The organism is Streptomyces sp. P9(2023), from assembly GCF_032436795.1.
Lineage (GTDB): Bacteria > Actinomycetota > Actinomycetes > Streptomycetales > Streptomycetaceae > Streptomyces.
Genome location: NZ_JAUPWM010000002.1, coordinates 465,066 through 489,444, shown reverse-complemented (window position 1 = coordinate 489,444; position 24,379 = coordinate 465,066). Strand labels below are relative to the sequence as shown.

Here is a 24,379-nt window from a genome sequence, read left to right as displayed (position 1 = left end):
TGTTCAGCCGGCGGAAGCCGTCAGCACGGAGCGGGTTGCCGACTGCTGCCGTCGAGGATCACCCGCGCGACGAGAGCCGGGTCGTCGCTCATGGGGACGTGCCCGCAGCCGGGCAGCCGTACCAGCCGGGCGCCGGGGACGGTGCGCTTGGCCCGGACGCCCTGGCGGCGCAGCAGCAGCCGGTCCTGGGTGCCCCAGGCGACGGTCACGGGCACCGCGGTGATGTCGTCGCCGAACACGACGGTCCGGCCGGCCTCCAGGGTCTCGCGGAAGCCGGTGGCCGCCCGCAGCGCGAGGGTCTCGGCGACCACCGCCTCGGGTGAGCGGCGCCCGGGGCGGGCGTAGATCGTGCTCGTCAGCGCGGTCCGCCCGGCGGCGCTCCGGGACAGCCGCTCGATCAGCGGCACCGGCATCGACAGCGCGGCCGCCCGCATCGCGCGCAAGGTGCCGAAGGCGTACCGCCGTTCGCCCTCCGACCAGAAACCGGCCGGGGAGAGCGCGGTGACCGAGCGCACCAGCTTCTCCCGGCCGAGCTCAAGGGCGAGCAGTCCGCCCAGCGAGTTGCCGGCCACGTGCGGCCGCTCGATGCCGAGGGCCGCGCAGAAGGCACCGAGGACCGGGACGACCGTCGACAGGTCGTACGTGCAGCCGTCCGGCAGCGCGGGGGAGGACCCGAAGCCCGGCAGGTCGACGGCGACGACGTCGCGTTCGGCGGCGAGGATGTCGAGCACCGGCTCCCAGGCCTGCCAGTGGTGTCCGATGCCGTGCAGCAACAGGAGCGGTTCGCCCGCGCCCCGGCGCTCGTACGTCACGGAGGCCGTGCGCGGACCTCCGGCGGTCTCGAACGTGAACGAGATCGTCTGTGCGGACATACGCGCGCTCCTTGACTTAGACACCCTGTCAGCAAGAATTACCGCTCAGTAGATACGAGTTCAAGAGCCCGGACGGAACTTCTGGCCCAGGAGCTGACGCCGGGGCGGCCGTTGAGGGTCGCCAGACGTCCTCGCGCCGCGCTGCCAGGCCATGCGGCGCCTTCCGGCTGCCGGGCGGCCCGTGAGCGGGAGCGTCGTCGAGTGTCGCGGTGAAGTCGGGCAGCCGCGCCGGCCGAGGTCACCACCCGGCTGTAGGACGGGTCCAGACCTGGGGCTGAGCGCAGCGCCTTTGCTCGTACTCGGCTCCGCGGCACCTGTGCCCCGCCTCCGGCCGGAGGCGGGGCACTTTGCTGCGCAGGGCACACATCGGTGCGAACGTCCTGTGAACGATCTACGCCAGAGGCCCGCATTCGGGGGCATCCGGGTCAGGATTGGTCTTGACCAAGGGGGTGTGCCGCCTTATGGTCGCAGAGATAGTGCAGGAACCTTTAATAAACAAGGGCGCGGAAAACCGCCGCGGGACACGGCGATTGCGGAGGATCAGGGTGGGGACCACGCAGCTGGAATCGGTGCCGGAGCCGAAGTACTGGCATCTCAAGACCGTGATCGGCGAGGCGCTCGACTCCGACTTCGCGGTCGGCGAGATCCTGCCCAACGAGCGCGAACTGGCCGCGCGCTTCGGCGTCGCCCGGGCGACGCTCCGCCAGGCCCTTGAACAGCTGGAGCTGGAAGGCCGCCTGCAGCGGCGCCGCGGTGTCGGTACGACTGTCGCCCCGCCGCGCGTCGGCGTGGACGTCTCCACGACGCAGCAGGTCTGGCCGGGCGTCGGCGAGGAGACCTGGCAGTCCATGGACTCCGCCCTCGCCACCGTCCCCGCGTCCGTAGCCCGGCTCCTGGAGCTCGCCCCCGACGAGGAGGTGCACATCGTGCGCCGCCTGCGCGTCACGCAGGGCCAGCCGGTCGCCGCCGAGCTGCTGTACGTGCCGGCCGGCTCGGTCCCCGAACTGACCGCGATCGACACCCCGTCCGGCCCGGCCCGCGCCCGCAGCGTCCTGCGCGAGCTCCAGCGCCTCGCCCTCGACGGCCAGGACCGCGCCGTCGAACTCGGCTCGGCCCGCGTGGACGACGCCAAGGAACTGGACCGCCTCCCGGGCGCCCCGGTTCTCGTCGTCACGACCCGCTACCTCTCCGAGGGCCGCACGGCCGCGGTCTCCGTCGCCACGTACCGCGCCGACACGTGCCGGCTGACGTTCGGCGACTCGGGCGACCTGGTGATGGCCTCCTGACGGCCCCCCACCGGCCCCCACGTAACCCGACCGAGCCCGACGGGCCTGCCACGGCAGCCCGGCCGGGCTCGTCGCGTTTCGGCGCGGGATCGGTGACCAGACCCACGTAGCAGCCGCGGGCACACCGCGAGGGCGGCCGCACGCCGCCGCCCCCACTGCCGGCGGGCTGCCCAGTTCCGTCAGGCGGCCGCCGGTCAGGTTCGTGCGGCTTCGCGAGTCGGCGTCGCCGCGCGCAGCGGAGACCGGGGCGGCGGCAGCGGGGCTCGTCGCGTTCAGCGCCGACGCGGGCCCATCCGGTGGCCCCGGGCGCGCCGCACGCCGGCCGGCGCCCAAGGCCCGCCCAGCGACCGGGCACACCGCGAGGGCGCCGCCGCCCCCTGCCGACGGGCTCCCGGGCGCCGCGTACGGTGCCGCAGCCGGCGGGCGAGTTCGTGCCGCGCGGCTTGCCCGGGCGCCGCGCCACCCCCAGTAGCCGTTCGGACTACGGCCGCGCGGGCTGCCTACGCGCCGCGCGGTGGCCGTTCCGGCGACGGGCCGTTTCGTGCCGCCTCGCGAAGCGGCGACACGAGCACGCGCTCGCCGCGTCGCGCGCGGTCACGGTCACCCGGCCGTCCCGCCGCGCACGCCCTCGCCCTCAGCGGCGGGCCGTCGCCGTGCCCTCCACCGCGAAGAGCTGTTCCTCCACGTGGTCCAGCGCCAGGCGCAGCGCGCCCGTGCCCACCGCCGCCTCGCCCAGGAGTGACAGGACCACGCGCGGTGGGCGGAGGCAGAAGCGGGCCAGTTCGTCACGGAGGGGTTGGAGGACGCCGTCCAGGCCCGCCGCCCAGCCGCCGATCACGACCAGTTCCGGGTCCAGCGCGAGGACCAGCGCCGCCACGTCGTGGACCAGGCGCTGGGTGAAGCGTTCCACCGCCGCCTCCGCGCGCGCGTCACCCCCGCGCGCCAGCGCGAAGACCTCGGCCACCGCCTGCTCGTCCAGCGGATGGAGCGGCTCGTCCGTGGTCGACAGCAGGTGTTCCGGGGTGACCCCGCGGCCCAGGAGATGCAGCGCGCCGATCTCGCCCGCCGCACCGCCGTACCCGCGGTGCAGACGCCCCCCGATCAGGGACCCCGCGCCCGGGCTCAGCCCTGCCAGCACGAAGACGATGTCGTCGGAGTCGGTCGCCGCACCCTTCCAGTGCTCCGCGACCGCCGCCGCGTTCGCGTCGTTCTCCACGAGCACCGGGCACTTGAACGAGCGCCGCAGTCGCTCCCCGAGCGCCAGACCCGTCCAGCCGGGCAGCGCCGTGCCGAGCCGCACCCGGCCGTCCGCCTCGACGATCCCGGGCGTGCCGACGCCGACCGCCCGCAGGTTCGACCGGGGCACCCCGGCCCTGCGCAGCACGTCCGCGACGACCGTCCGGACCCGTTCGAGGCGCTCGTCCTCGGGCGCCGTCTCGGAGACCTCACGGGAACCCGCGCCGATGATCCGGCCGTCCAGGCCCGAGAGCAGCGCGGCGACCCGGTGCGGGCCGATCTCGATGCCAAGCAGATGCCCGGCCTCCGCGCGGAAGCGGAACCTCCGGGCCGGCCGGCCCTGTCGCCTCGCCTCACCCTCCTCGGGCGCCACCTCGACGACCAGACCTCCGACGATGAGCCCTTCGACGACACCCTCGACGGTCGGCCGGGACAGCCCGGTGATCCGCGTCAGGTCCGTGAGCGTGAGCGCGTCGGCGCCCCGCAGAGCATGGAGTACCACCGCGGAATTGATCCGCCGCAGCAGCGACGGATCCCCGCCGGTCAGCCGCCCCACCGTGTGTCCTTCCAGCTCGTGCGCATGTCTGCCGGATGTTACTCAATGGACAGGGGCGCGGCGAGGGCCGCCAGGTACCGGGACGATCACGTCATCGCGGCGGGGCCGCCGACGCGTCCGGCCGCCGGTCCGGCACCCCCGCCGCCTCGCGCAGCCGCCCGAACTCCTCGGCCATCGACTCCACCGTCCAATGCGCGTTCAGGCCACTCGGGTTGGGCAGCGCCCAGATCCGCGTCCCGCCGATCGTGCGCTCCTGCGGCCCGATCACCGCCCGCCGCTCCCCGAACGCCGTCCGGTACGCCGTGATGCCGACCACCGCCAGCCACCTGGGCCGCAGCCGCTCCACGCGCGCGGTGAGCAGCCGGCCGCCCTCCCGGAACTCCTCGTCGCTCAGCTCGTCGGCCCGCGCCGTCGCCCGCGCGACCACGTTCGTGATGCCGAGACCGTACGCGAGCAACTCCTGCTGCTCCGAGGGCTTCAGCAGCCGAGGGGTGAAACCGGAACGTTCGAGCACCGGCCAGAAGCGGTTGCCGGGGCGCGCGAAGTGGTGGCCCGTCGCGGCCGACATCAGACCGGGGTTGATCCCGCAGAAGAGGACCGAAAGGCCGCCCGCGACCACGTCGGGGATGACGCGGTCGCGGGCGGCCCGGAGCTCCTGCGGGGTGAACCGGGTCAGAGGATCGACCCGGGGGTGTACCCGGCGGCCTCCGGGTGCTGCTTGGCGATCTCCTCGATACGGGAGACCACGGCGGCGACCTGGTCGGCGGCGGCACCGGTGAACGACAGCTTGTCCGCCATCAGCGCGTCGAGCTGCTCGCGGTCCAGCGGGATCCGCTCGTCGGCGGCCAGCTTGTCGAGCAGCTCGTTGCGCTCGGCGCCCTGCTCGCGCATCGCGAGGGCGGAGGCGACGGCGTTCTCCTTGATGGCCTCGTGGGCGATCTCCCGGCCGACACCGGCGCGGACCGCGCCCATGAGCACCTTCGTGGTGGCCAGGAACGGCAGGTACCGGTCCAGCTCGCGGGCGACGACCGCCGGGAACGCGCCGAACTCGTCCAGCACGGTCAGGAAGGTCTCGAGCAGGCCGTCGAGCGCGAAGAACGCGTCCGGCAGCGCGACCCGGCGGACCACCGAGCACGACACGTCGCCCTCGTTCCACTGGTCGCCCGCCAGCTCGCCGGTCATCGACGCGTAGCCGCGCAGGATGACCATGAGGCCGTTGACGCGCTCGCAGGAACGGGTGTTCATCTTGTGCGGCATCGCGGACGAGCCGACCTGACCGGGCTTGAAGCCCTCGGTGACCAGCTCGTGGCCGGCCATCAGCCGGATCGTCTTGGCGACCGAGGACGGCGCTGCGGCCAGCTGCACCAGCGCGGTGACCACGTCGTAGTCGAGCGAGCGCGGGTAGACCTGGCCGACCGAGGTGAAGGCGTGGGCGAAGCCGAGGTGACCGGCGATCCGGTTCTCGAGGTCGGCCAGCTTCTCGGCGTCGCCGCCGAGCAGGTCGAGCATGTCCTGGGCCGTACCGACCGGGCCCTTGATGCCGCGCAGCGGGTAGCGGGCGAGCAGCTCCTCAAGACGGCCGTACGCGACGAGCAGTTCGTCGGCGGCCGTGGCGAAGCGCTTGCCGAGGGTGGTGGCCTGGGCGGCGACGTTGTGCGAGCGGCCGGCCATGACCAGCTCGGCGTACTCGCCGGACAGCTTGCCGAGGCGGGCGAGGACGGCGACCGTACGGTCGCGCATCAGCTCCAGGGAGAGCCGGATCTGCAGCTGCTCGACGTTCTCGGTGAGGTCGCGCGAGGTCATGCCCTTGTGGACGTGCTCGTGACCGGCGAGGGCGTTGAACTCCTCGATCCGGGCCTTCACATCGTGCCGGGTGACCTTCTCGCGCTCGGCGATCGAGCCGAGGTCGACCTGGTCGAGCACGCGCTCGTAGTCGGCGAGGGCGGCGTCCGGAACCTCGATCCCGAGGTCCTTCTGGGCACGCAGGACGGCGAGCCACAGCCGGCGCTCCAGCTTCACCTTCTGCTCGGGGGACCAGAGGACGGCGAGCTCCGCGGAGGCGTAGCGGCCGGCCAGGACGTTGGGGATACGGGGCTTCGCAGTCACAGCAGTCACGTGGACAGATTCTACTGGCGGTTTCTGCAGGCCAGCGCCACGGCCCGGTTCGTCTCTTGCTACGAGACGCCCGTCACGCGCGCGTGACGCCGACTACACCGTCGGCGGCTCGTACGGCTCGTACGCCAGCAGCTCCGGGCGCTTCGCCGGGCGGCCGTCGCCCGAGGAGCGGCCGGTCAGGCGGCGGCCGATCCACGGGCCGAGGTGCTCCTTGGCGAAGCGGGCGTCCCCGAGGCGGCGGTTCAGCCAGCTCGGCGGGAGCGTCGGCGGCAGCGGCGTCCGCCAGTCGTACTCCGTCTCCAGGCCCAGGGCCTGCCAGACGGCCTCGGCGACCCGCCGGTGCCCCTCGTCGGTCAGATGGAGCCGGTCGACGTCCCACATGCGAGGGTCGCCGAGCGCGGGCGCCCCGTACAGGTCGACCACCAGGGCGCCGTGGCGGGCGGCGAGCTCGTCGACGTACTCGAAGAGCTCCTCCATGCGCGGCCGGAAGCGCTTCATGACGGGGCCGTTGCGGCCCGGACTGCGCATCAGGACCAGCTGCCCGCAGGAGGGCGCCAGCTTCTCGACGGCCTCGGTGAGCAGGCCGCGTACCCGCCCCATGTCGACCTTCGGCCGCAGGGTGTCGTTCAGGCCGCCGACCAGGGTGACCACGTCCGCCTTCATCGCGGCCGCCACGTCCACCTGCTCCTCGACGATCTGGCCGATGAGCTTGCCCCGTACCGCGAGGTTCGCGTACCGGAAGTCGGGGGCGCGGGCGGCGAGGCGGGCCGCGAGGAGGTCGGCCCATCCCCGGTACGTACCATCGGGCAGTCGGTCGGACATACCCTCGGTGAAGCTGTCGCCGAGGGCGACCAGACTGGTGTAGGTGGCATTCATCTCCATGGCGGGAGCGATCATACCGTGCGGTATGCGGGCCCTCCGCCGGAGCCCGGGAGGGGAGACTGTGAGCGACGCGCTCCTGAACACGCTGGCCGAGGCGCTGGCCGAGCTGGTGACGGTCGTCGAGACCAGCGACGAGGACACCCTCGACCCCGACACGGCCGTGAAGTGGCTGGAGAGCACGGCGCACCTGCTCGGCAGACTCCCCGCCGCCGACCGCCGCACCCTCGACGGGCTGTTCCGGGATGCCGCCCTCCGGCAGCCGCCCGGCCCCTGGCGCGAGGAGTTGGGCCGGGTCTCCGAGGGGCTCGGCCTCACCCGGGGCGCGCACGAGCGGTACTGCGACGAGGTCGAGGACCATGTCCGGCGCTTCGTGGCGACCGTCCGGGACGCCGACCCCGCCACCCTCGTCCCCACCTGCCCCGGCTGGACCCTCGCCGACCTGGTCCGGCACCACGGGACCAGCCACCGCTGGATGGACCACCTGGTACGGACGAAGGCCACCGCCCGCGTCCGGTCCGGCGACGTCGAGCTGGACCTGCCGGACGCCCCCGAGGCGTACCCCGCCTGGCTGGAACGCTCCGCCGCGGCCGCCCTGGAGACCCTGCGCGCCGCCGACCCGGACGCCCCGATGTGGTCCCTGGGCCCCGACCCGCACGTCCGCTTCTTCCCGCGCCGCCTGCTCCACGAGGCCGTCGTCCACCTCGCCGACGCCGAACTCGCCCTCGGGCTGACGCCCCGGGTGGAGCCCGCCACAGCGGCCGACGGCATCGACGAGTTCCTGGAGAACCTGCCGTATGTCGCCTGGGTCGCCGAACCGGTCGCCCAGCTCGACCTCGACGGCGCCAGGCTCCGGCTGAGCGCCCTCGACACCGGCGTGACCTGGACGCTGGCCTTCGGCGGCGGCGGCTTCACCTGGCAGCGCCGGGCCGAGGGCCCCGCCAGCACGACCGTCGAGGCGTCCACCGGCGACCTGCTCCTGCTGCTGTACGGACGCGTCCCGGCGGACGACCCCCGCTACACGCTCACCGGAGACCTCGCGCTCCTGGACGACTGGTGCGCCGCCACGGCTTTCTGAGGGCGCGGATCCCTCTCTGCGGGCGCGGATCCTCTCCGAAGGCGAGGCAAGGACGGGGCCCCGGGGCGCGAAGTGCGCCCCGGGGCCCCGGTCATCCCGCGTGCTACATCGCCGGCCGTCCGACCAGCTCCCGCAGCACGTCCTCCATCGTGACCAGGCCGGTCAGCTTGCCGTCCTCGTCCAGGACCGCCGCCAGGTGCGTACGGCTGCGGCGCATCGCCGTCAGGACGTCGTCCATCGGCGTGGCCGCCCGGACGCGGGCGATCGGCCGCATCGCGGAGACCGGGAAGGGCAGGTCCCTGCGCGTCACGTCCAGGGCGTCCTTCACATGGAGGTAGCCCAGGATCCCTTGGCCCGCGTCGACCACCGGGAAGCGCGAGAAGCCCGACTCGGCGGAGAGCGCCTCCAGCTCCTCCGGCGTCGTCCCGACCGCCGCGTACACGACCTTCTCGACCGGCATGACGACGTCCCGGACCGGTCGCCGCCCCAGCTCAAGGGCGTCGTGCAGGCGCTCCGTCGCACGGTCGTCCAAGAGACCCGCGACGCCCGCGTCGGTCACCATCCGGGCCAGCTCGTCGTCCGAGAACGTCGCCGAGACCTCGTCCTTCACCTCCACCCGCAACAGCTTCAGCAGCGCGTTGGCGAAGGCGTTGATGGTGAAGATCACCGGGCGCAGCGCCCGGGTGATCGCCACCAGCGGCGGGCCGAGGGCCAGCGCGGTACGCGTCGGCTCCGCCAGGGCGATGTTCTTCGGGACCATCTCGCCGAGCAGCATGTGCAGATAGGTCGCCAGGGCCAGTGCGATCACGAACGAGAACGGGTACACCAGGCCGTGCGGCACGCCCACCGCGTCGAAGACCGGTTCGAGCAGATGCGCGATGGCGGGCTCGGCGACGATGCCGAGCACCAGGGTGGACAGCGTGATGCCGAGCTGGGCGGCGGCGAGCAGCGCCGAGACGTGTTCGAGGCCCCAGATGACGCTGCGCGCCCGCCGGTCCCCGGACTCGGCCGCGGGCTCGATCTGACTGCGGCGTACGGAGATCATGGCGAACTCCGCGCCGACGAAGAAGGCGTTCACGACCAGCGTCAGCAGGCCGATCAGCAACTGGATCGCGGTCATCGGCCGGCCTCCCCGCTGGTACCGGACTCCTGGACCGGTGGCACGTGCATCAGCACCCGCGCGGCCCGGCGCCCGGAGGCGTCCACGACGTCGAGCTGCCAGTCGGCGAGCTCCACGCGGTCGCCGACCGAGGGGATCCGCCCCAGTCCGTGGGCGATGACACCGGCCAGCGTCTCGTACGGTCCGTCCGGGACGCGCAGGCCGATCGCCTCCAGCTGGTCGGTGCGGGCGGCGCCGTCGGCGGACCAGAGCTCGCGCCCGTCCGCGTCCAGGCCGGCCCGTGCCAGGTCGGGGGTCTCGTGCGGGTCGTGCTCGTCGCGCACCTCGCCGACGACCTCCTCGACGATGTCCTCCAGCGTCGCGACGCCGGCCGTGCCGCCGTACTCGTCGATGACGACGGCCATGGTCTGCTTGCCGGACAGTCGGTCCAGGAGCCGGTCCACGGTCAGCGTCTCCGGGACGAGCAGGGGCTCGCGCAGCATGTCCCCGATGCGCCGCAGGCGCCGCTCGTCGGCCGGTATGGCCAGGACGTCCTTGATGTGGGCGATCCCCACCACCGAGTCGAGGCTGCCGCGGTAGACCGGGAAGCGGGACAGGCCGGTCGCGCGGGTCGCGTTGGCGACGTCCTCCGCGGTGGCCTGCACCTCCAGGGCGGTGACCTGGACCCGCGGGGTCATCACGTTCTCCGCGGTCAGTTCGGCCAGGTTGAGGGTCCGGACGAACAGCTCGGCGGTGTCCGCCTCCAGGGCGCCCTCCTTGGCGGAGTGGCGGGCCAGCGCCACCAGCTCCTTCGGGGAGCGGGCCGAGGCCAGCTCCTCCGTCGGCTCCATGCCGAGCCGGCGCACGCTCCGGTTCGCGGTGCTGTTGAGATGGCTGATCAGCGGTTTGAACGCGGCGGTGAAGATCCGCATGGGGGTCGCCACCCGCTTGGCGATGGCCAGCGGCGTGGAGATGGCCCAGTTCTTGGGGACCAGCTCGCCGACGACCATCAGGACGACGGTCGACAGGGCGGTGCCGAGGACGAGGGCCACCGAGGACGCGACCGACGGCGACAGGCCGAGGTCCTCGACCGGGCCGCGGATCAGCGCGGCGATGGAGGGCTCGGCGAGCATGCCGACGATCAGGTTGGTGACCGTGATGCCCAGTTGGGCACCGGAGAGCTGGAAGGTGAGCGACTTCACGGCCTTGAGGGCGCTCGCCGCGCCCCGCTCGCCCCGCTCCACCGCCCGCTCCAGCTCGGATCGCTCGACAGTGGTCAGCGAGAACTCGGCCGCGACGAAGGCACCGCACGTGAGCGCGAGCAACAGCGCCACCGCGAGCAGAAGCACTTCGATCATCGGTTCACCTCCATTCCATGATCAGCCACGGAGGGAGGGATCGCTCGGTCTGCGCGAGGGTCGGTACTAGGAGGCTCGCCCATGGGCGGACGCTCACACCTTTCGGTCGTACGGGGGTGGAACCACCCATGGTAAAGGAGGGGCAAAGCGGCTCAGTCGCGCGGGGAGTCCAGCGGCTTCACCCAGCGGGTCCACTGCTCCTCGGGTCCGTACGCGGCGGCCCGCCAGGCGCGCTGACCGAGTTCGTTCCGGTCGAGGACCATCGCGTCCGCGCGCCGCCCGCCGAGCCGTACGAAACGTTTCTCCGCCGCCGTGAGCAGCGCTCCGCCGACGCCCCGGCGGCGGTGGCCGGGGTGCACGGCGAGCCGGTAGAGGTGGCAGCGCCACCCGTCGAAGCCGGCGATCACCGTGCCGACGAGCTCGCCGTCGCGCTCGGCCAGGATGAGGGCCTCGGGGTCACGGCCGACGAGCCGCTCGATCCCGTCGCGGTCGTCGCTGATGCTCGTGCCCTCGGCGGCGACCTTCCAGAAGGCGAGGACGGCGTCGAGGTCGGCCGGTACGGCGGCCCGGATGTGCGGTTCGGTCATGACCGGAATCCCACCACCGGCCAGGCCGTCCGTCGACCGCGTTTCGGTATGCGGAACGGCTTCGGCCGCGGAGCGACGGACGTCCAGGCCCGCCCGTACGGGGCAGGCCTGGACGTCACAGGCTTCGGGCGACTCAGACGAGGTCGAAGCGGTCCAGCTCCATGACCTTGGTCCACGCGGCGACGAAGTCCTTGACGAACTTCTCCTTCGCGTCGTCGCTCGCGTACACCTCGGCGAGCGCGCGCAGCTCGGAGTTCGAGCCGAAGACGAGGTCGGCGCGGGTGCCGGTCCACTTGACCGCGCCGGTCGCCGCGTCGCGGCCCTCGAACTCGTCCTGCGCCGAGGACGTCGACTTCCACGTCGTGCCGAAGTCCAGCAGGTTGACGAAGAAGTCGTTGGACAGCGTGCCCGGCTTGTTCGTCAGGACACCGTGCTTGGACTTGCCGTGGTTGGCGCCCAGGACGCGCAGACCACCGACGAGGACCGTCAGCTCGGGCGCGCTGAGGGTCAGCAGGTTCGCCTTGTCGAGCAGCAGGTACTCGGCCGGCAGGCGGTTGCCCTTGCCGACGTAGTTGCGGAAGCCGTCGGAGGCCGGCTCGAGCGCGGCGAAGGACTCGACGTCCGTCTGCTCCTGCGCGGCGTCGACACGGCCCGGCGTGAACGCCACCTCGACGTCGAAGCCGCCGTCCTTGGCAGCCTGCTCGACGGCCGCGGAGCCCGCGAGGACGATCAGGTCGGCCAGCGAGACCTTCCTGGCGCCCGCCGCGTTGAAGGACTCCTGGATGGATTCGAGCGTACGGAGGACCTGGGCCAGCTCGTCCGGGTTGTTGACCTCCCAGTTGCGCTGCGGCTCCAGGCGGATACGGCCGCCGTTGGCGCCACCGCGCTTGTCGCTGCCCCGGAAGGAGGAGGCGGCGGCCCAGGCGGCGGAGACCAGCTGCGAGACCGTGAGGTCCGAGCCGAGGATCTGCCCCTTGAGGGAGGCGATGTCGGCGGCGTCGATCAGCTCGCCCTCGCGCGCCGGCAGCGGGTCCTGCCAGAGCAGCTCCTCCGCGGGGACCTCCGGGCCGAGGTAGCGGACGACAGGGCCCAGGTCACGGTGCGTGAGCTTGTACCAGGCGCGGGCGAAGGCGTCCGCGAACTCCTCCGGGTTCTCGTAGAAGCGCCGGGAAATCTGCTCGTAGACCGGGTCGAAGCGGAGCGACAGGTCGGTGGTGAGCATCGTCGGGAGGTGCTTCTTCGAGGCGTCGTACGCGTCGGGGATGATCGCCTCGGCGTTCTTCGCCACCCACTGGTTCGCGCCGGCCGGGCTCTGCGTGAGCTCGTACTCGTACTCGAAGAGGTGCTTGAAGAAGTCGTGGCCCCACTGCGCGGGCGTGGTGGTCCAGGTGACCTCCAGGCCGCTGGTGATCGCGTCCGCGCCCTTGCCGGTGTTGTAGGTGCTCGCCCAGCCCAGGCCCTGCGCCTCCATCGGGGCGGCCTCGGGGTCGTCGCCGACGCTCTCCGCCGGGCCCGCGCCGTGGGCCTTGCCGAAGGTGTGGCCACCGGCGATGAGGGCGACGGTCTCCTCGTCGTTCATCGCCATCCGGCGGAAGGTCTCGCGGATGTCGCGGGCCGCGGCGATCGGGTCCGGGTTGCCGTTGGGGCCCTCCGGGTTGACGTAGATGAGGCCCATCTGGACCGCGCCGAGCGGGTTCTCCAGCTCGCGGTCACCCGTGTAGCGCTCGTCGCCGAGCCAGGTGGTCTCGGGGCCCCAGTAGACGTCCTCGTCCGCCTCCCACACGTCGGCACGTCCGCCGGCGAAGCCGAAGGTCTTGAAGCCCATCGTCTCCAGGGCCACGTTGCCGGTGAGGATCATGAGGTCGGCCCAGGAGATGGACTGGCCGTACTTCTGCTTGACCGGCCACAGCAGGCGGCGGGCCTTGTCGAGGTTGCCGTTGTCCGGCCAGCTGTTCAGCGGCGCGAAGCGCTGCTGGCCGGCGCCGGCGCCACCGCGGCCGTCGCTGATGCGGTACGTACCGGCGGAGTGCCAGGCCATCCGGATCATCAGCGGGCCGTAGTTGCCGAAGTCGGCCGGCCACCAGTCCTGCGAGGTGGTGAGCACCTCGGCGATGTCCCGCTTCACGGCCGGGAGGTCGAGCGCGCTGAACGTCTCGGCGTAGTCGAACTCCTCACCCAGCGGGTTCGCCACGGCGGGATTCTTGGCGAGGATCTTCAGATTGAGCCGATCCGGCCACCACTGACGGTTGCCGCCGCCCTGGGTCGGGTGCGCGGCACGGCCGTGCGCGACCGGGCAGCCGCCACTCGAGTCCTCCGGTACGGGGTCGGTGACGATGGCGTCGTGGTTCTCGGACATGGGAATCCTTCCGGACGGGGCGGATCGCGGTGCTCAGCCTGGGCGGCGGCCCGGGAGGGTGGTGGTGCCACCCGATCGGAGCCATGTTGTCCCTTGGCTATTGCCGGAAGCGATCCTACAATGGACAGAGTCCAAGTCAAGAAGCGCGCCAACCCGCTGTCCGTTCGGAATCCCTGGCGTCCCTTGGCGGACGCCGTGTGTCCCGCCGAAGTCCAAGCTGAATGGGTGAACCGATATGAGCGACCTGCTGGAGCGACTGCGTGGGCGTGGCTGGCGGATGACCTCCCAGCGGCGTGTCGTGGCCGAGGTCCTCGACGGTGACCATGTCCACCTCACGGCCGACGAGGTGCACGTCCGCGCGGCCGAACGGCTGCCGGAAATCTCGCGCGCGACCGTCTACAACACCCTGGGCGAGCTGGTCTCCCTCGGTGAGGTCATCGAGGTCTCCACCGACGGCCGGGCCAAGCGCTACGACCCCAACGCGCACCACCCGCACCAGCACCTGGTGTGCTCCGGCTGCGGCACCATCCGTGACGTCCACCCGGCGGGTGACCCGCTCGCCGACCTGCCGGCGGGGGAGCGCTTCGGCTTCACGGTGTCGGCGGCCGAGGTCACGTACCGGGGGGTCTGCCCGTCCTGCGCGTGACGGAGCACTTGCCGGTGCTAGCGCGGCGGCGCTAGCGTGGTCGTGTGGCCAAGACCCAGCTGAACGTCCGCGTGGACGAGACGACCGCCGACACCGCGCGCCGGCGGGCCCAGCAGCGCGGCGTGAGCGTCAACCGGTACATCGAGGAACTCGTCCAGCAGGACGCGGGTGAGTCGGGGCGCGCCTTCGTCGAGGCGGCGGCCGACTTCATGAAGCAGTACGAGTCGGTGTTCGCCGAGGAGTTCGGCACGGAGTCCGGCACGGAGCGTGGCCGTACCGCATGAGCGTCACGGTCGACCTCTCCTGGCTGCTCATGGTGGCCGAACACCAGACGCCCGGCGATCCCCAGGTCACCGACTGGGGCGCGCTCGTCGCCGCCGTCGGCCGGCACGACGCCGAGATCTTCGGCGTGCCGGTGTACGGGGACCCGCACGCGCGCGCCGCCGCCCTGCTCCAACTCCTGCTGCACGTACCGGCCCTGGAGCACTCCAACGCCATGTTCGCCACGGCCGTCGCCTACGGCTATCTCGTCGCGAGCGGCCTGAAGGTCGTCACCTCGCCGGAACAGGTCAGGGATCTGGCCCGACTGGTGAAGAAGGGCGAGGCGGACGTCCGGATCATCGCCGACGAACTGCGCCAGTGGAGCCACTGAGCCGTCCGCCCGTCGAGGTTCAGAGGCGTCGCGCCGTGCCCAGCACGCAGTACGACGACGGGAGTCGGGGACCGTTCTCCGGGACCGTGAGCCGGCGGAACGTGACGGGTTCAAAGCCCGCCGCCTCGATCGCCGCGAGCGGATCACGGGCCGTGTGGCAGCCGCCGAACAGCAGCGGCCATACCGTACGGTCCAGGGCCCGCTGCGTCCGGGCCATCCCCGGCGAAGGGGCCAACCCGTGTTCGAAGAACCGGAGTTCGGCGCCCGGCCGCAGCACCCGGTGCATCTCGGCAAGCGCCCGCGGAAGGTCCCGTACCGTGCACAGCACAAGCGAGGCGACCGCCGCGTCGAAGGCTTCGCTCTTCACCGGCAGCGCCTCCGCCGCGCCCGGCACGACGTCCACCGGCACCTCGGCGCGCAGGGCGGCGTCGGCGGCCAACTGGCGCAGATGGCGCTCCGGTTCGATCGCCACGACCTCGGACACCGCCCCGGGGTAGTACGCGAAGTTCAGCCCGTTCCCCGCGCCGATCTCGATGACCCGGCCGGACACGCCGGACAACAGCTCCGCACGCAGGGCGCCGACGCCGCCCTTCGTGTCGGCGGAGACGCTGAACCGGGCGTAGAAGCGGGCGAACAGCGGATGGTGGACGGCGTCCCGGGGGACCCGGGCGGTACGTGATGACATCGGGACCTCCTCCGACGCGCGGACGGGGTGATTCTGCCCCGTTCCGCCCCGTTCAGCCCGCCACGAAGCAGAACTCGTTGCCCTCGGGGTCGTGCATCACCTGAAAGTCCCCCTGCTCGTCGGTGACCAGCCCACCGGACCGGGTGGCCCCGAGCGGGATCGCCTCGTCCGCCGCCCCGCTCACGTCGGCCACGTGCAGATCCAGATGGAGACGGTTCTTCACGACCTTGCCCTCGGGCACCTGCTGGAAGGCGATCCGGGCGAATCCGGGCGGCTCGAGGTACGACCAGTCGGGGCCGCGGTCGACCGGGGTGCCGCCGAGGAGCTCGGCCCAGAACCGCACCAGACCGGCCGGATCACCGCAATCGAAGACGATCTCCGAAACCTGTGCGCGCATGGGACCAGCCTACGGAGGTCAGAGCGACCCGGCGTGCCAGACCCCGCCGAGCGCCGGCGCGAGCCAGCGGGGCGCGCGCTCCCGGAAGGCGGCCGGGTCGAGCCCGCCGGCCCCTTCCGGTACGGCTCCGAGGAGCGGCGCCCCGGCCATCTCCGCCAGCTCGTCCAGGTTGCAGCGCGAGGCCAGGTCCGGCTCCGCGGGCCAGCTGCCGACGACCACGCCGAGCTGCTCGATGGAGCGCGCCGCCAGGGCCTCGGCGGTGAGCGCCGTCGCGTTGAGCGTGCCGAGCCCGGCGGGCGCCACCACCAGGACCGGGGCGCCGAGGAGCCGGGCCGCGTCGGCGAGCGTGCCGCCCTCGTGGTCGAAGCGGACCAGGAGCCCGCCCGCGCCCTCCACGAGGACCAGGTCGTGCTCGGTGGCCAGCTTCTCGGCCGCCTCGGAGACCTCGCGGGGTCCTACCGGCACCATCCCGGCCCGCCGGGCCGCCGTCGCGGGCGCCAACGGTTCGGGGAACCGGCCCAGTTCGGCCGAGGTCGCGGCCCCGGAGAGCCGTACGACCTCGTCCGCGTCGCCCCGCTCGCCCGGCGCGAGCCCGGTCTGCGCGGGCTTGAGCACGGCCACGGACCGCCCCTGCCCGGTGGCCACGGCGGCCAGCGCGGCGGTGACGATCGTCTTCCCGATCTCCGTCCCCGTACCGCTGACGACGATGACGCTCATGTGGTGTGCAGTCCTCTCTGACATGGATCGTGGCCGTGCTTCCCGGCCGACGGCCGGGCCCGATTGCCGCTCGCCGGCGTGTCGCCGGTGCCGGCCCGTCGGGCGCCGCGCTCGCCCCGCGACGCCGCCTCGTGCCCGTACCCGCCGGGGGAGCGGGTGCCTCTCCGGCAGGCGGCCGGCCGTCGGGCCCCGCCGCCGGCCGGGCCCGAACGGCCGCTCGCCGGCGTGCCGGCTGGTGCCGGGCCGTAGGGCGCCGGGCTCGCGCCGCGACGCCTCGTGCCCGTACCCGCCGGGGGAGCGGGTGCCCCTCCGGCAGGGCGGGCGGCCAAGGGTGTCAGGCCGCCGCCGCGGCCGCCACGACCGCCGCGCAGATCCGGGCCACGTCCTCGTCGCCCGTCACGAACGGCGGCATCGTGTAGATCAGGTCGCGGAACGGGCGAAGCCAGACGCCCGCCCGGACCGCCGCCTCCGTGGCCGCGGCCATGTCGATCTCGTGGTCGAGCTGGACGACGCCGATCGCGCCGAGGACCCGTACGTCACGGACCCCCGGTACCTCCGTCGCCGCCGCGAGGCCCGTGCGCAGGCCCGCCTCGATCCGCTTGACCTCCACCGCCCAGTCCTGGGACAGGAGCAGGTCGATCGAGGCGCAGGCCACGGCCGAGGCCAGCGGGTTGCCCATGAACGTCGGGCCGTGCGCGAGCACCGGGACCTCGCCCCGCGAGATCCCCTCCGCCACCCGCGAGGTGCACAGCGTCGCCGCCATCGACAGATAGCCGCCGGTCAGCGCCTTGCCCACGCACATCACATCGGGCGAGACGCCCGCCTGGTCGGCCGCGAACAGCGTGCCCGTACGACCGAAGCCCGTCGCGATCTCGTCGAACACGAGCAGCACGTCGTGCGCGTCGCACGCCTCGCGCAGCACCCGCAGGTACTCGGGCGAGTGGAACCGCATGCCGCCCGCGCCCTGCACCACCGGCTCCACGATCACCGCGGCCAGCTCGTCCGCGTGCCGACCGATCAGCTCCCGCAGATGCTCCGCGTACGACTCCTCGTACGTGACCGGCGGCGGGTCGGCGAAGAAGTGCTTCGGCAGCGCACCCGACCACAGCTCGTGCATCCCGCCCTCCGGGTCGCACACCGCCATCGGCTGCCAGGTGTCCCCGTGGTAGCCGCCGCGCCAGGTCAGCAGGCGTCGCTTCGCCGGCCGGCCCACCGAACGCCAGTGCTGCAGGCACATCTTGATCGCGACCTCGACGGCCACCGAACCGGAGTCGCTCAGGAACACGTGCTGGAGCGGCTCGGGGGTGATCTCCACCAGCCGGGTGGCGAGCCGGACGGCGGGCTCGTGGGTCAGCCCGCCGAACATGACGTGGCTCATCCGGTCCAGCTGGCCGCGCGCCGCCTCGTTGAGCACCGGGTGGTTGTAGCCGTGGATCGCGGACCACCACGAGGACATGCCGTCGATCAACTCGGCCTGGCCGTGGGCCGGTTCGGCCAGCCGGAGCCGTACCCCGGACGCGGACGCGACGACCAGCGGATCCGTACGGCCCGGCATGGGGCCGTACGGATGCCAGACGTGCGCCCGGTCCAGGGCCAGCAGTTCCTCGTTACGCATTCGGCGCGAGGTCCGTTCCGGTGCCACGACGGCGCACGGCCACCAGGTCGGTGCGGGCGCCCGACGCGTCGGCCGACACCTGCGCCGGCACGTCCGCCTCCGCCGCTACGGGCTCCGCCCCGACGGGCCCCGACGCGTGACCGCCGCACGGACCGCAGCCGCCGCCCGCCTCGGCGTGCGAACCGCAGCCCGCCGACGCCGCCGAGCCGCACCCACCGGCCGCGACCGCACCCGCACCCGTACCCGCACCCGCCGCCGCGAGCGCGTCCGCGCGGTGCGCGGGCAGCGTGGTCGTCCCCGCGCTCTCCACTTCGAAGCCCGCGTCCGCGATCATGTCCAGGTCCGTCTGGCCGGCCTGGCCCTCGCTGGTCAGGTAGTCACCCAGGAAGATCGAGTTCGCGATGTGCAGCGCGAGCGGCTGCATCGAGCGCAGGTGCACCTCGCGCCCGCCGGCGATCCGTACCTCGACGTCCGGGCAGACGAACCGGACCATCGCCAGGATCCGCAGACAGCGCTGCGGGGTCAGGTTCCACTCCTTGGCCAGCGGAGTGCCCTCGAACGGGATCAGGAAGTTGACCGGCACCGAGTCCGAGTCCAGCTCGCGCAGCGCGTAGACGACGTCGACCAGGTCCTCGTCGCTCTCGCCCATGCCCGCGATCAGGCCCGAGCACGCCGACAGACCGGCGGCGTGCGCCTTCTGGACGGTGTCCACCCGGTCCGCGTAGGTGTGGGTGGTGGTGATCTCCCCGTACGTCCCCTCGGACGTGTTCAGGTTGTGGTTGTACGCGTCGGCGCCCGCCTCGCGCAGCTTCTCCGCCTGACCGTCCGAGAGCAGCCCCAGGCAGGCACAGACCTCGACGCCCTCGTTCTGCTCCTTGATGGCCTCGATCGTCTTCCCGACCCGGTCGACGTCCCGGTCCGTCGGGCCGCGCCCGCTCGCCACCAGGCAGACCCGCTTCGCGCCGCCCGCGACCCCGGCGGCGGCGGCCTGCGAGGCCTCGTCCGGCTTCAGCCAGGTGTACTTGAGGATCCCGGCCGTCGACCCGAGCCGCTGCGAACAGTACGAGCAGTCCTCGGGGCAGAGCCCGGACTTCAGATTGACCAGGTAGTTCAGCTTCACGCGCCGCCCGAACCACTGACGGCGCACCTTGCCCGCCGCGGCCACCACATCGAGCAGTTCGTCGTCGGAGGTCGCCAGCACGGCGAGCGCTTCTTCACGGCTCGGCAGTTCGCGCCGCAGCCCCTTGTCCACCAGCGTGTTCAGCAGGTCCATAAGGGCTGATCCTCGCTCACGGCACACCTCGTGGCCAAGGAGGAACTGAACAAACGCGCCGGTTTGAGGTGTGTGCATGGCCACACCTCGTCCCAGGCCGCGGACGGTTAGGGTCTGTGCGCTGCCTACAAAAGGATCTGCCCCATGCACCGGGACGAGGACACCCGCCGGACCCCGTTCGACTGGACCGACGCGGAGGCGCGCCGCCGCGCGGAGGCGGGGCTCGTACGGACGCTCCGCCCCCGGGCCGCCGAATCGGAGCTGCTCGATCTGGCGAGCAACGACTACCTCGGACTGACCCGCCGCACGGAGGTCACGGAGGCCGCCGCCGAGGCGGCCCGCCGCTGGGGCGCGGGCTCCACCGGTTCGCGACTGGTCACCGGCACCACCCGGCTGCACGCACGGCTCGAACGCGAACTCGCCGAGTTCTGCGGCTTCGAGGCCGCCCTCGTCTTCTCCTCCGGCTACACCGCCAACCTGGCCGCCCTGACCGCGCTGAGCGGCCGCGACGCGCTGATCGTCTCGGACGCGGCCAACCACGCCTCCCTGGTGGACGGCTGCCGCCTGTCGCGCGCCGAGACGGCCGTGGTCCCGCACGCCGACCCCGAGGCCGTACGCAAGACCCTCCAGGCCCACCCGGACCGCCGGGCGCTCGTGGTCTCCGACTCCGTCTTCTCCGTGGACGGCGACCGGGCCCCGCTGGCCGAGCTGGCCGATGCCTGCCGCGCCCACGGCGCCGGGCTCGTCGTGGACGACGCCCACGGTCTGGGCGTGCTCGGCGACGGCGGCCGCGGCGCCCCGCACGCCGCGGGTCTCGCGGGCGACCCCGACGTGGTCGCCACCCTCACCCTCTCCAAGTCGCTGGGCAGCCAGGGCGGCGCCGTCCTCGGCCCGGCCCGGGTGATCGAGCACCTGGTCAACGCGGCCCGGACGTTCATCTTCGACACCGGACTCGCCCCGGCCGCGGCCGGGGCCGCCCTGGCGAGCCTGCGGCTGATCCAGGCCGAGCCCGGCCTCGCCGAGCGCGTCAGGACCGTCGCCAGCACGCTCCACCGGATGCTGACCGCGGCGGGCCTGGCCGCCGTACGCCCGGACGCGGCCGTCGTCTCCGTCCGCGCGCCCTCACCCGAGGCGGCGCTGCGATGGGCCGCCGACTGCCGCGAGCAGGGGATCGCCGTCGGGTGCTTCCGGCCGCCGTCCGTCCCGGACGGCGTCTCGCGGCTGCGGCTCACGGCCCGCGCGGATCTCACCGACACGCAGATCGAGCAGGCCGTCGCCACGATCGTCCGGACGGCACCGACGGCCGGCTGAGCGCACCGCCCCACCCCGGCCGCCGAGCACAGCACCCTCTCCCTGAGCACGCTCCCAAATACGGCCTCTCGTGGCAGAGTTCACCGCTTCGGGCGACAAATATGCCCATATCTTGGTGGATCACCCCACAGGGCGGCACGATCGGTGGCACTCTGACGCGAAGTGCAATCCGGGCCGGGCCCGGTGGGAAAGGGACAGCGTCGCCATGGCAGACCACCAGGAAGCAACCGTCACTCTGCCGAGCGATCCCGCCTCGGTGTCCGCCGCCCGCAGATATGTCGCCGACGTCCTCAGCGGATGGGGGCTCGCCGGCGGCAGCGACACCGCCGACACCGTCCGGCTGATCGTCTCCGAGCTCGCCACCAACGCCGTTCAGCACACCTTCGGGCAGTCGCCCACCTTCACCGTCGACGTCCGCCTGGAGCGCGAGGAGCAGCTGCGCATCGGGGTGACCGACAGTCATCCCCGCTGGCCGAAGCGGCTCCCGGCCGCCGTGCAGCAGGACAACGGCCGTGGCATGGTCATCATCCGCATCCTGACGGCCGAGGCCGGCGGCCGGCTCTCGGTCACCCCGACCGAGGAGGGCGGCAAGACGGTCTGGATCAACCTGCCCTGGACGGCCTCCCCGAACTAGCGCCGGCACCGGCCGCCTGGGCCCGCGCGAACCCGCCGCGCAGCAGCGCCCGCAGGGAGGCGGCCGCCGGGCCCGACTCGTCGCCCCGGTGCGCGACCGAGATCGTCCGGCGGAACGAGGTCGGCTCCAAGGCCCGTACACCCAGCGGCGAAGCCGTCATCGAGGCGACCATCTCCGGTACGACCGCCACCCCGAGCCCCGCGCTGACCAGCGCGCACACCAGGGCGTAGCCCGGCGTACGGCACACCACCGACGGCGTCGCGCCGGCCCGGGCGAGCGCGCCCTCGACGCCGCGCCGCGGCGGATGGTCCGGCGCGCTGCTGATCAACGGCTGACCCGCGAGCTCGGCCAGCGGCAGTCGGCCCGACCCCTCCGCCAGGACATGGCCCGGCGCCGTGACCAGGACCAACTCCTCGACCAGCAGCGGCTCCAGCTCGACCCCCGGCGGCGGCGGCGCCGGCTCGGCCGGCTCGTAGGTGTGGGTCAGCGCGAGATCCACCTCGCCCGACGCCACGGCCCGGACGCCGCCCGGCGGCTCGTACTCGGCGACGGTCAGCTCGACGGCCGGGTGGGCCCGGCGGAAGGCGCTGAGGACCGGGGGCAGGAGATGGATGCCCACGGTGGTGAAGGTGCCGACTCGGAGCCGTCCGCCCGAGAGGCCGCTGAGCCGTGCCAGCTCATGGCGGGCCCGGTCCATCTCGTCCAGGACCCGGCGCGCCCGGGCGACGAGCAGTTCGCCCGCGGGGGTCAGCCGGGCGCCCCGGTGGTGGCGTACGAGCAGCGCGGCACCCGCCTCGCGTTCCAGCTTGGCGAGCTGCTGGGAGAGGGCGGGCGGGGTGTAGCCCAGCCGGGCGGCGGCCCGGGTGATCGAGCCGTCCTCGGCGACGGCGACCAGTGCCGCGAGCCGCACCAGATCCTGCATAAAGCATTCCTTTGGCCAGACCCAGAAGATCGTGTCTACACACTAAAGGCTCGCGGCGGGCACGCTGGGGTCATGGACGGACAGCTGATCGCCTTCATCGGGGTCGCGGCGGGCATGGTGGCCATGCCGGGCGCGGACTTCACCGTCGTCGTACGCAGCGCGCTGGCCTCGCGGCGGGCCGGGGTGGCCTGTGCCGTGGGCGTGGCGGGCGGGCTCCTGGTGCACACGGTCCTCGCGGTGGCCGGTCTCGCGGCGGTACTGATCGCCGTACCGGTGCTCTACCGTGCGCTGCAGATCGCCGGCGGCGTGTACGTCCTCTACCTCGGCGTGCAGGCGCTCCGCGGCGCGCTGCGGGCGTCGGTGGGCGAGGCGTCGGCCGACACCGCGGGGGAGCGGGCGGTCGGGCGGGCGTTCCGGCAGGGCTTCCTGACCAACGTCCTCAACCCCAAGGCACCCGTGCTCTTCCTGAGTCTGCTGCCGCAGTTCGTGCCGGACGGCGTGGCGGTGCTGCCGCGCACGCTGCTGCTCGCGTCGATCGTGGTGCTGCTCGCCCTGCTCTGGTTCCCGCTGGTGGCGGTCGGCGTGGACCGACTCGGCCACCGGCTGCGGAGGCCCCGGACGGCCAGGACCGTGCAGGGGGTGACGGGCGGCATGCTCGCCGCCCTCGGGATGACGCTGCTCATCTCCCCGGGTCACTGACGAACGAGCGGGTGCGGCGGCGCCACCGCACCCCCCCCGTCGCTCAGAACGGACCGGGCGTCAAAGCACCGGGCGTCAAAGCACCGGGCGTCAACGGACCGGGCGTCAGCGGACCCGGCCGTAATAGACCTTGGAGCTCCAGATCTTGTCGAGCTTCACCCAGGAACCCGTCTTGGGGGAGTGCCAGATCCTTCCGCTACCCGCATAGATGCCCACGTGGTAGATCTTCCCGCGCGAGTGGAAGAAGACAAGGTCCCCCTTCTGCCGGCTGGACGCGGAGATGTGCCTGGTCTTGTTGTACTGCTGCTGCGCGGTACGGGGCAGCGACTTGCCCGCCTTCTTGTACGAGTAGAGCGTGAGCCCCGAGCAGTCGAACCGGGTGGGTCCGGACGCTCCGTACCTGTAGGGCGATCCCTTCTTCGAAGCCGCGATGTTCAGCGCCTTGCCGGCGTACGACGTCGCGGCCTGGGCCTCCGGTGCGGCACCAGGTGCCAGCATCGTGCCGCCGAGGGCGGCGAGGGTGAGAGCCGAGACGGCTCCGGCCCGGGACAGCACGGACGGGACATGAATCTGCGCAGTCATGCGCAACCCTTCGTCAGCCGCCTGTGAAGGATGACCTGTCGGGTTCGGACTGGCGAAGTTGCCCGGCCGCGGCTGCGGCTTCACCCCGAGGAACGGCCCCGAAGGCCGGCCGTCCCGTACTGCTCGGGTCCTCCACTCCTGCCGATCCACTCCTGTCGACCAGACATCCGGGACAGCGGCAGGACTCGGCGTCCGCCCGGACCGCCCCGCCGCGGTGGCGGGGGCTTGTCGTCGTGAGGGATCTTGACCCACATCACGGTCGAAATCCGAGCCGAAACGACGTTATGTGAGGCTCCTCACGACTGATCCATTCGGGTGGACAGGCGTGTTTCGTGATCGTCACAGGTTTGGCCGACGAGTCCCGGACCAGGGGTGGAACACCCCGATTCCGCCAGATGCGTACACCTGTTGTGCAACTCACCCCGCACATATGTCGATTCGTCGACTACGCCGAACGGGGGAGCGATTATGCGGCCGCGCTGCTCCGAGTGGACCTCGACACGACACGGGGGAATGTCAACTCGCCGGTGTCTCCGGGACGGTGACACGGCCGGATCTACGCTCACCGTCCAACACCCGCAGCGCGCGGGCCAATGTCTCCGCGTGCACCTCGCTCTCGCCGCGGATATGCATCGCCGCCAGCGCGTCGCGCAGTGCGTTCGCCCGCCCGACCAGGGCCTGAGCCGCACGGAGCGCTCCATACGTATGCGAAACCCTGGATGGATTGATTCGGCCCAGCAGGTCGACGACTTCGAGATAGGCGTCGATGAACTCGCCCTCGGCGCGCGTCAGGGCGGGCAGCGGCGGCAGCTCGGGAACCATCT

At 72.7% G+C, this 24,379-nt stretch carries 25 protein-coding genes and 1 riboswitch; of the genes, 8 read left to right on the top strand and 17 right to left on the bottom strand.

Annotation, left to right across the window (positions count from 1 at the left end):
• Window positions 1-20: 20 nt before the first annotated feature.
• Complete coding sequence (locus Q5762_RS04720) at window positions 21-872, bottom strand: alpha/beta fold hydrolase (protein ID WP_315890645.1); 852 nt, start codon at window positions 870-872, stop codon at window positions 21-23.
• Between the two features lie 545 nt (window positions 873-1,417).
• Between Q5762_RS04720 and Q5762_RS04715 the strand changes: the two genes are divergently transcribed.
• Entirely contained in the window at window positions 1,418-2,158 is a 741-nt protein-coding gene (locus Q5762_RS04715; RefSeq protein ID WP_315890644.1) for a GntR family transcriptional regulator, read from the top strand.
• Between the two features lie 634 nt (window positions 2,159-2,792).
• Here Q5762_RS04715 and Q5762_RS04710 read toward each other — a convergent pair.
• The 4 genes from Q5762_RS04710 to Q5762_RS04695 form a co-directional block, all read right to left on the bottom strand.
• Window positions 2,793-3,950, bottom strand: a complete 1,158-nt coding sequence (locus Q5762_RS04710; RefSeq protein WP_315890643.1) for an ROK family transcriptional regulator — start codon at window positions 3,948-3,950, stop codon at window positions 2,793-2,795.
• A 91-nt stretch (window positions 3,951-4,041) separates the two neighbouring features.
• The gene (gene mug / locus Q5762_RS04705; protein WP_315890693.1) at window positions 4,042-4,626 is read right to left on the bottom strand and encodes a G/U mismatch-specific DNA glycosylase; all 585 of its coding nucleotides are present in this window, start codon (window positions 4,624-4,626) and stop codon (window positions 4,042-4,044) included.
• Complete coding sequence (gene purB / locus Q5762_RS04700; RefSeq protein WP_315890642.1) at window positions 4,623-6,065, bottom strand: adenylosuccinate lyase; 1,443 nt, start codon at window positions 6,063-6,065, stop codon at window positions 4,623-4,625. The genes mug and purB overlap by 4 nt, the downstream gene beginning before the upstream one ends.
• A 93-nt stretch (window positions 6,066-6,158) precedes the next feature.
• Window positions 6,159-6,947 (bottom strand): SGNH/GDSL hydrolase family protein, encoded by a 789-nt coding sequence (locus tag Q5762_RS04695; protein ID WP_315890641.1) that lies wholly within the window; start codon window positions 6,945-6,947, stop codon window positions 6,159-6,161.
• Window positions 6,948-7,008: 61 nt separating this feature from the next.
• Between Q5762_RS04695 and Q5762_RS04690 the strand changes: the two genes are divergently transcribed.
• Window positions 7,009-8,022, top strand: a complete 1,014-nt coding sequence (locus Q5762_RS04690; RefSeq protein ID WP_315890640.1) for a maleylpyruvate isomerase family mycothiol-dependent enzyme — start codon at window positions 7,009-7,011, stop codon at window positions 8,020-8,022.
• Window positions 8,023-8,125: 103 nt separating this feature from the next.
• Here the strand turns inward: Q5762_RS04690 and Q5762_RS04685 are convergent, their stop codons facing one another.
• From Q5762_RS04685 to katG, 4 genes are all read right to left on the bottom strand, one after another.
• The gene (locus Q5762_RS04685) at window positions 8,126-9,142 is read right to left on the bottom strand and encodes a hemolysin family protein (RefSeq protein WP_315890639.1); all 1,017 of its coding nucleotides are present in this window, start codon (window positions 9,140-9,142) and stop codon (window positions 8,126-8,128) included.
• Window positions 9,139-10,479, bottom strand: a complete 1,341-nt coding sequence (locus Q5762_RS04680) for a hemolysin family protein (protein WP_315890638.1) — start codon at window positions 10,477-10,479, stop codon at window positions 9,139-9,141. The genes Q5762_RS04685 and Q5762_RS04680 overlap by 4 nt, the downstream gene beginning before the upstream one ends.
• Before the next feature lie 152 nt (window positions 10,480-10,631).
• Complete coding sequence (locus Q5762_RS04675; protein ID WP_315890637.1) at window positions 10,632-11,066, bottom strand: GNAT family N-acetyltransferase; 435 nt, start codon at window positions 11,064-11,066, stop codon at window positions 10,632-10,634.
• Window positions 11,067-11,199: 133 nt separating this feature from the next.
• Window positions 11,200-13,422 (bottom strand): catalase/peroxidase HPI, encoded by a 2,223-nt coding sequence (gene katG / locus Q5762_RS04670; protein ID WP_315890636.1) that lies wholly within the window; start codon window positions 13,420-13,422, stop codon window positions 11,200-11,202.
• A gap of 235 nt (window positions 13,423-13,657) precedes the next feature.
• Between katG and Q5762_RS04665 the strand changes: the two genes are divergently transcribed.
• Genes Q5762_RS04665 through Q5762_RS04655 form a run of 3 tightly spaced genes read left to right on the top strand, consistent with a single transcriptional unit; the run spans window position 13,658 to window position 14,720 of the window.
• A complete protein-coding gene (locus Q5762_RS04665) occupies window positions 13,658-14,068 on the top strand; it encodes a Fur family transcriptional regulator (protein ID WP_315890635.1) in 411 nt (136 codons plus the stop codon).
• Window positions 14,069-14,112: 44 nt separating this feature from the next.
• Window positions 14,113-14,352, top strand: a complete 240-nt coding sequence (locus Q5762_RS04660) for an antitoxin (protein ID WP_315890634.1) — start codon at window positions 14,113-14,115, stop codon at window positions 14,350-14,352.
• Window positions 14,349-14,720, top strand: coding sequence for a fic family toxin-antitoxin system, toxin component (locus tag Q5762_RS04655; RefSeq protein ID WP_315890633.1), 372 nt, complete (start codon window positions 14,349-14,351; stop codon window positions 14,718-14,720). The genes Q5762_RS04660 and Q5762_RS04655 overlap by 4 nt, the downstream gene beginning before the upstream one ends.
• Window positions 14,721-14,739: 19 nt before the next feature.
• On the opposite strand, the gene Q5762_RS04650 is transcribed toward Q5762_RS04655, so the two are convergent.
• From Q5762_RS04650 to bioB, 5 genes are all read right to left on the bottom strand, one after another.
• Entirely contained in the window at window positions 14,740-15,405 is a 666-nt protein-coding gene (locus tag Q5762_RS04650) for a class I SAM-dependent methyltransferase (RefSeq protein WP_315890632.1), read from the bottom strand.
• Window positions 15,406-15,457: 52 nt separating this feature from the next.
• Window positions 15,458-15,802 carry a VOC family protein gene (locus tag Q5762_RS04645; protein WP_315890631.1) on the bottom strand — a complete coding sequence of 115 codons (345 nt, stop codon included), beginning with the start codon at window positions 15,800-15,802 and terminating at the stop codon, window positions 15,458-15,460.
• Between the two features lie 18 nt (window positions 15,803-15,820).
• Window positions 15,821-16,519 carry a dethiobiotin synthase gene (gene bioD, locus Q5762_RS04640; protein WP_315890630.1) on the bottom strand — a complete coding sequence of 233 codons (699 nt, stop codon included), beginning with the start codon at window positions 16,517-16,519 and terminating at the stop codon, window positions 15,821-15,823.
• Between the two features lie 334 nt (window positions 16,520-16,853).
• The gene (locus Q5762_RS04635) at window positions 16,854-18,134 is read right to left on the bottom strand and encodes an adenosylmethionine--8-amino-7-oxononanoate transaminase (RefSeq protein ID WP_315890629.1); all 1,281 of its coding nucleotides are present in this window, start codon (window positions 18,132-18,134) and stop codon (window positions 16,854-16,856) included.
• Window positions 18,127-19,407, bottom strand: a complete 1,281-nt coding sequence (gene bioB, locus Q5762_RS04630) for a biotin synthase BioB (RefSeq protein WP_315890628.1) — start codon at window positions 19,405-19,407, stop codon at window positions 18,127-18,129. Before bioB ends, Q5762_RS04635 begins: the two co-directional genes overlap by 8 nt.
• A gap of 144 nt (window positions 19,408-19,551) precedes the next feature.
• Here bioB and Q5762_RS04625 point away from each other — a divergent pair, with 144 nt between their 5' ends.
• Both Q5762_RS04625 and Q5762_RS04620 read left to right on the top strand, forming a co-directional pair.
• On the top strand, window positions 19,552-20,718 hold the full coding sequence (locus Q5762_RS04625; protein WP_315890627.1) for an 8-amino-7-oxononanoate synthase: 1,167 nt from the start codon (window positions 19,552-19,554) through the stop codon (window positions 20,716-20,718).
• Window positions 20,719-20,923: 205 nt separating this feature from the next.
• Window positions 20,924-21,352 carry an ATP-binding protein gene (locus tag Q5762_RS04620; RefSeq protein ID WP_315890626.1) on the top strand — a complete coding sequence of 143 codons (429 nt, stop codon included), beginning with the start codon at window positions 20,924-20,926 and terminating at the stop codon, window positions 21,350-21,352.
• Here Q5762_RS04620 and Q5762_RS04615 read toward each other — a convergent pair.
• On the bottom strand, window positions 21,321-22,274 hold the full coding sequence (locus Q5762_RS04615; RefSeq protein ID WP_315890625.1) for a LysR family transcriptional regulator: 954 nt from the start codon (window positions 22,272-22,274) through the stop codon (window positions 21,321-21,323). The two genes, Q5762_RS04620 and Q5762_RS04615, sit on opposite strands and share 32 nt — an antisense overlap.
• A 72-nt stretch (window positions 22,275-22,346) precedes the next feature.
• On the opposite strand from Q5762_RS04615, the gene Q5762_RS04610 reads away from it, so the two are divergent.
• Entirely contained in the window at window positions 22,347-22,973 is a 627-nt protein-coding gene (locus tag Q5762_RS04610; protein WP_315890624.1) for a LysE family transporter, read from the top strand.
• Window positions 22,974-23,078: 105 nt separating this feature from the next.
• Here the strand turns inward: Q5762_RS04610 and Q5762_RS04605 are convergent, their stop codons facing one another.
• Together Q5762_RS04605 and Q5762_RS04600 are read right to left on the bottom strand one after the other, a co-directional pair.
• Window positions 23,079-23,555: a C40 family peptidase gene (locus Q5762_RS04605; protein WP_315890623.1), complete on the bottom strand. Its 477-nt coding sequence runs from the start codon at window positions 23,553-23,555 to the stop codon at window positions 23,079-23,081.
• 3 nt (window positions 23,556-23,558) lie between these two features.
• Window positions 23,559-23,756, bottom strand: a riboswitch (cyclic di-AMP (ydaO/yuaA leader).
• Between the two features lie 315 nt (window positions 23,757-24,071).
• Window positions 24,072-24,377, bottom strand: a complete 306-nt coding sequence (locus Q5762_RS04600; RefSeq protein WP_315890622.1) for a hypothetical protein — start codon at window positions 24,375-24,377, stop codon at window positions 24,072-24,074.
• Between the last annotated feature and the right edge of the window lie 2 nt (window positions 24,378-24,379).

Excerpts from the sequence above, each read along its gene's own strand:
- Q5762_RS04720 (WP_315890645.1), bottom strand. The coding sequence starts at position 872 with ATGTCCGCACAGACGATCTCGTTCACGTTCGAGACCGCCGGAGGTCCG.
- Q5762_RS04695 (WP_315890641.1), bottom strand. The coding sequence starts at position 6,947 with ATGGAGATGAATGCCACCTACACCAGTCTGGTCGCCCTCGGCGACAGC.
- Q5762_RS04685 (WP_315890639.1), bottom strand. The coding sequence starts at position 9,142 with ATGACCGCGATCCAGTTGCTGATCGGCCTGCTGACGCTGGTCGTGAAC.
- Q5762_RS04680 (WP_315890638.1), bottom strand. The coding sequence starts at position 10,479 with ATGATCGAAGTGCTTCTGCTCGCGGTGGCGCTGTTGCTCGCGCTCACG.
- Q5762_RS04675 (WP_315890637.1), bottom strand. The coding sequence starts at position 11,066 with ATGACCGAACCGCACATCCGGGCCGCCGTACCGGCCGACCTCGACGCC.
- katG (WP_315890636.1), bottom strand. The coding sequence starts at position 13,422 with ATGTCCGAGAACCACGACGCCATCGTCACCGACCCCGTACCGGAGGAC.
- Q5762_RS04665 (WP_315890635.1), top strand. The coding sequence starts at position 13,658 with ATGAGCGACCTGCTGGAGCGACTGCGTGGGCGTGGCTGGCGGATGACC.
- Q5762_RS04655 (WP_315890633.1), top strand. The coding sequence starts at position 14,349 with ATGAGCGTCACGGTCGACCTCTCCTGGCTGCTCATGGTGGCCGAACAC.
- Q5762_RS04650 (WP_315890632.1), bottom strand. The coding sequence starts at position 15,405 with ATGTCATCACGTACCGCCCGGGTCCCCCGGGACGCCGTCCACCATCCG.
- Q5762_RS04645 (WP_315890631.1), bottom strand. The coding sequence starts at position 15,802 with ATGCGCGCACAGGTTTCGGAGATCGTCTTCGATTGCGGTGATCCGGCC.
- bioD (WP_315890630.1), bottom strand. The coding sequence starts at position 16,519 with ATGAGCGTCATCGTCGTCAGCGGTACGGGGACGGAGATCGGGAAGACG.
- Q5762_RS04635 (WP_315890629.1), bottom strand. The coding sequence starts at position 18,134 with ATGCGTAACGAGGAACTGCTGGCCCTGGACCGGGCGCACGTCTGGCAT.
- bioB (WP_315890628.1), bottom strand. The coding sequence starts at position 19,407 with ATGGACCTGCTGAACACGCTGGTGGACAAGGGGCTGCGGCGCGAACTG.
- Q5762_RS04625 (WP_315890627.1), top strand. The coding sequence starts at position 19,552 with ATGCACCGGGACGAGGACACCCGCCGGACCCCGTTCGACTGGACCGAC.
- Q5762_RS04620 (WP_315890626.1), top strand. The coding sequence starts at position 20,924 with ATGGCAGACCACCAGGAAGCAACCGTCACTCTGCCGAGCGATCCCGCC.
- Q5762_RS04615 (WP_315890625.1), bottom strand. The coding sequence starts at position 22,274 with ATGCAGGATCTGGTGCGGCTCGCGGCACTGGTCGCCGTCGCCGAGGAC.
- Q5762_RS04610 (WP_315890624.1), top strand. The coding sequence starts at position 22,347 with ATGGACGGACAGCTGATCGCCTTCATCGGGGTCGCGGCGGGCATGGTG.
- Q5762_RS04605 (WP_315890623.1), bottom strand. The coding sequence starts at position 23,555 with ATGACTGCGCAGATTCATGTCCCGTCCGTGCTGTCCCGGGCCGGAGCC.
- Q5762_RS04600 (WP_315890622.1), bottom strand. The coding sequence starts at position 24,377 with ATGGTTCCCGAGCTGCCGCCGCTGCCCGCCCTGACGCGCGCCGAGGGC.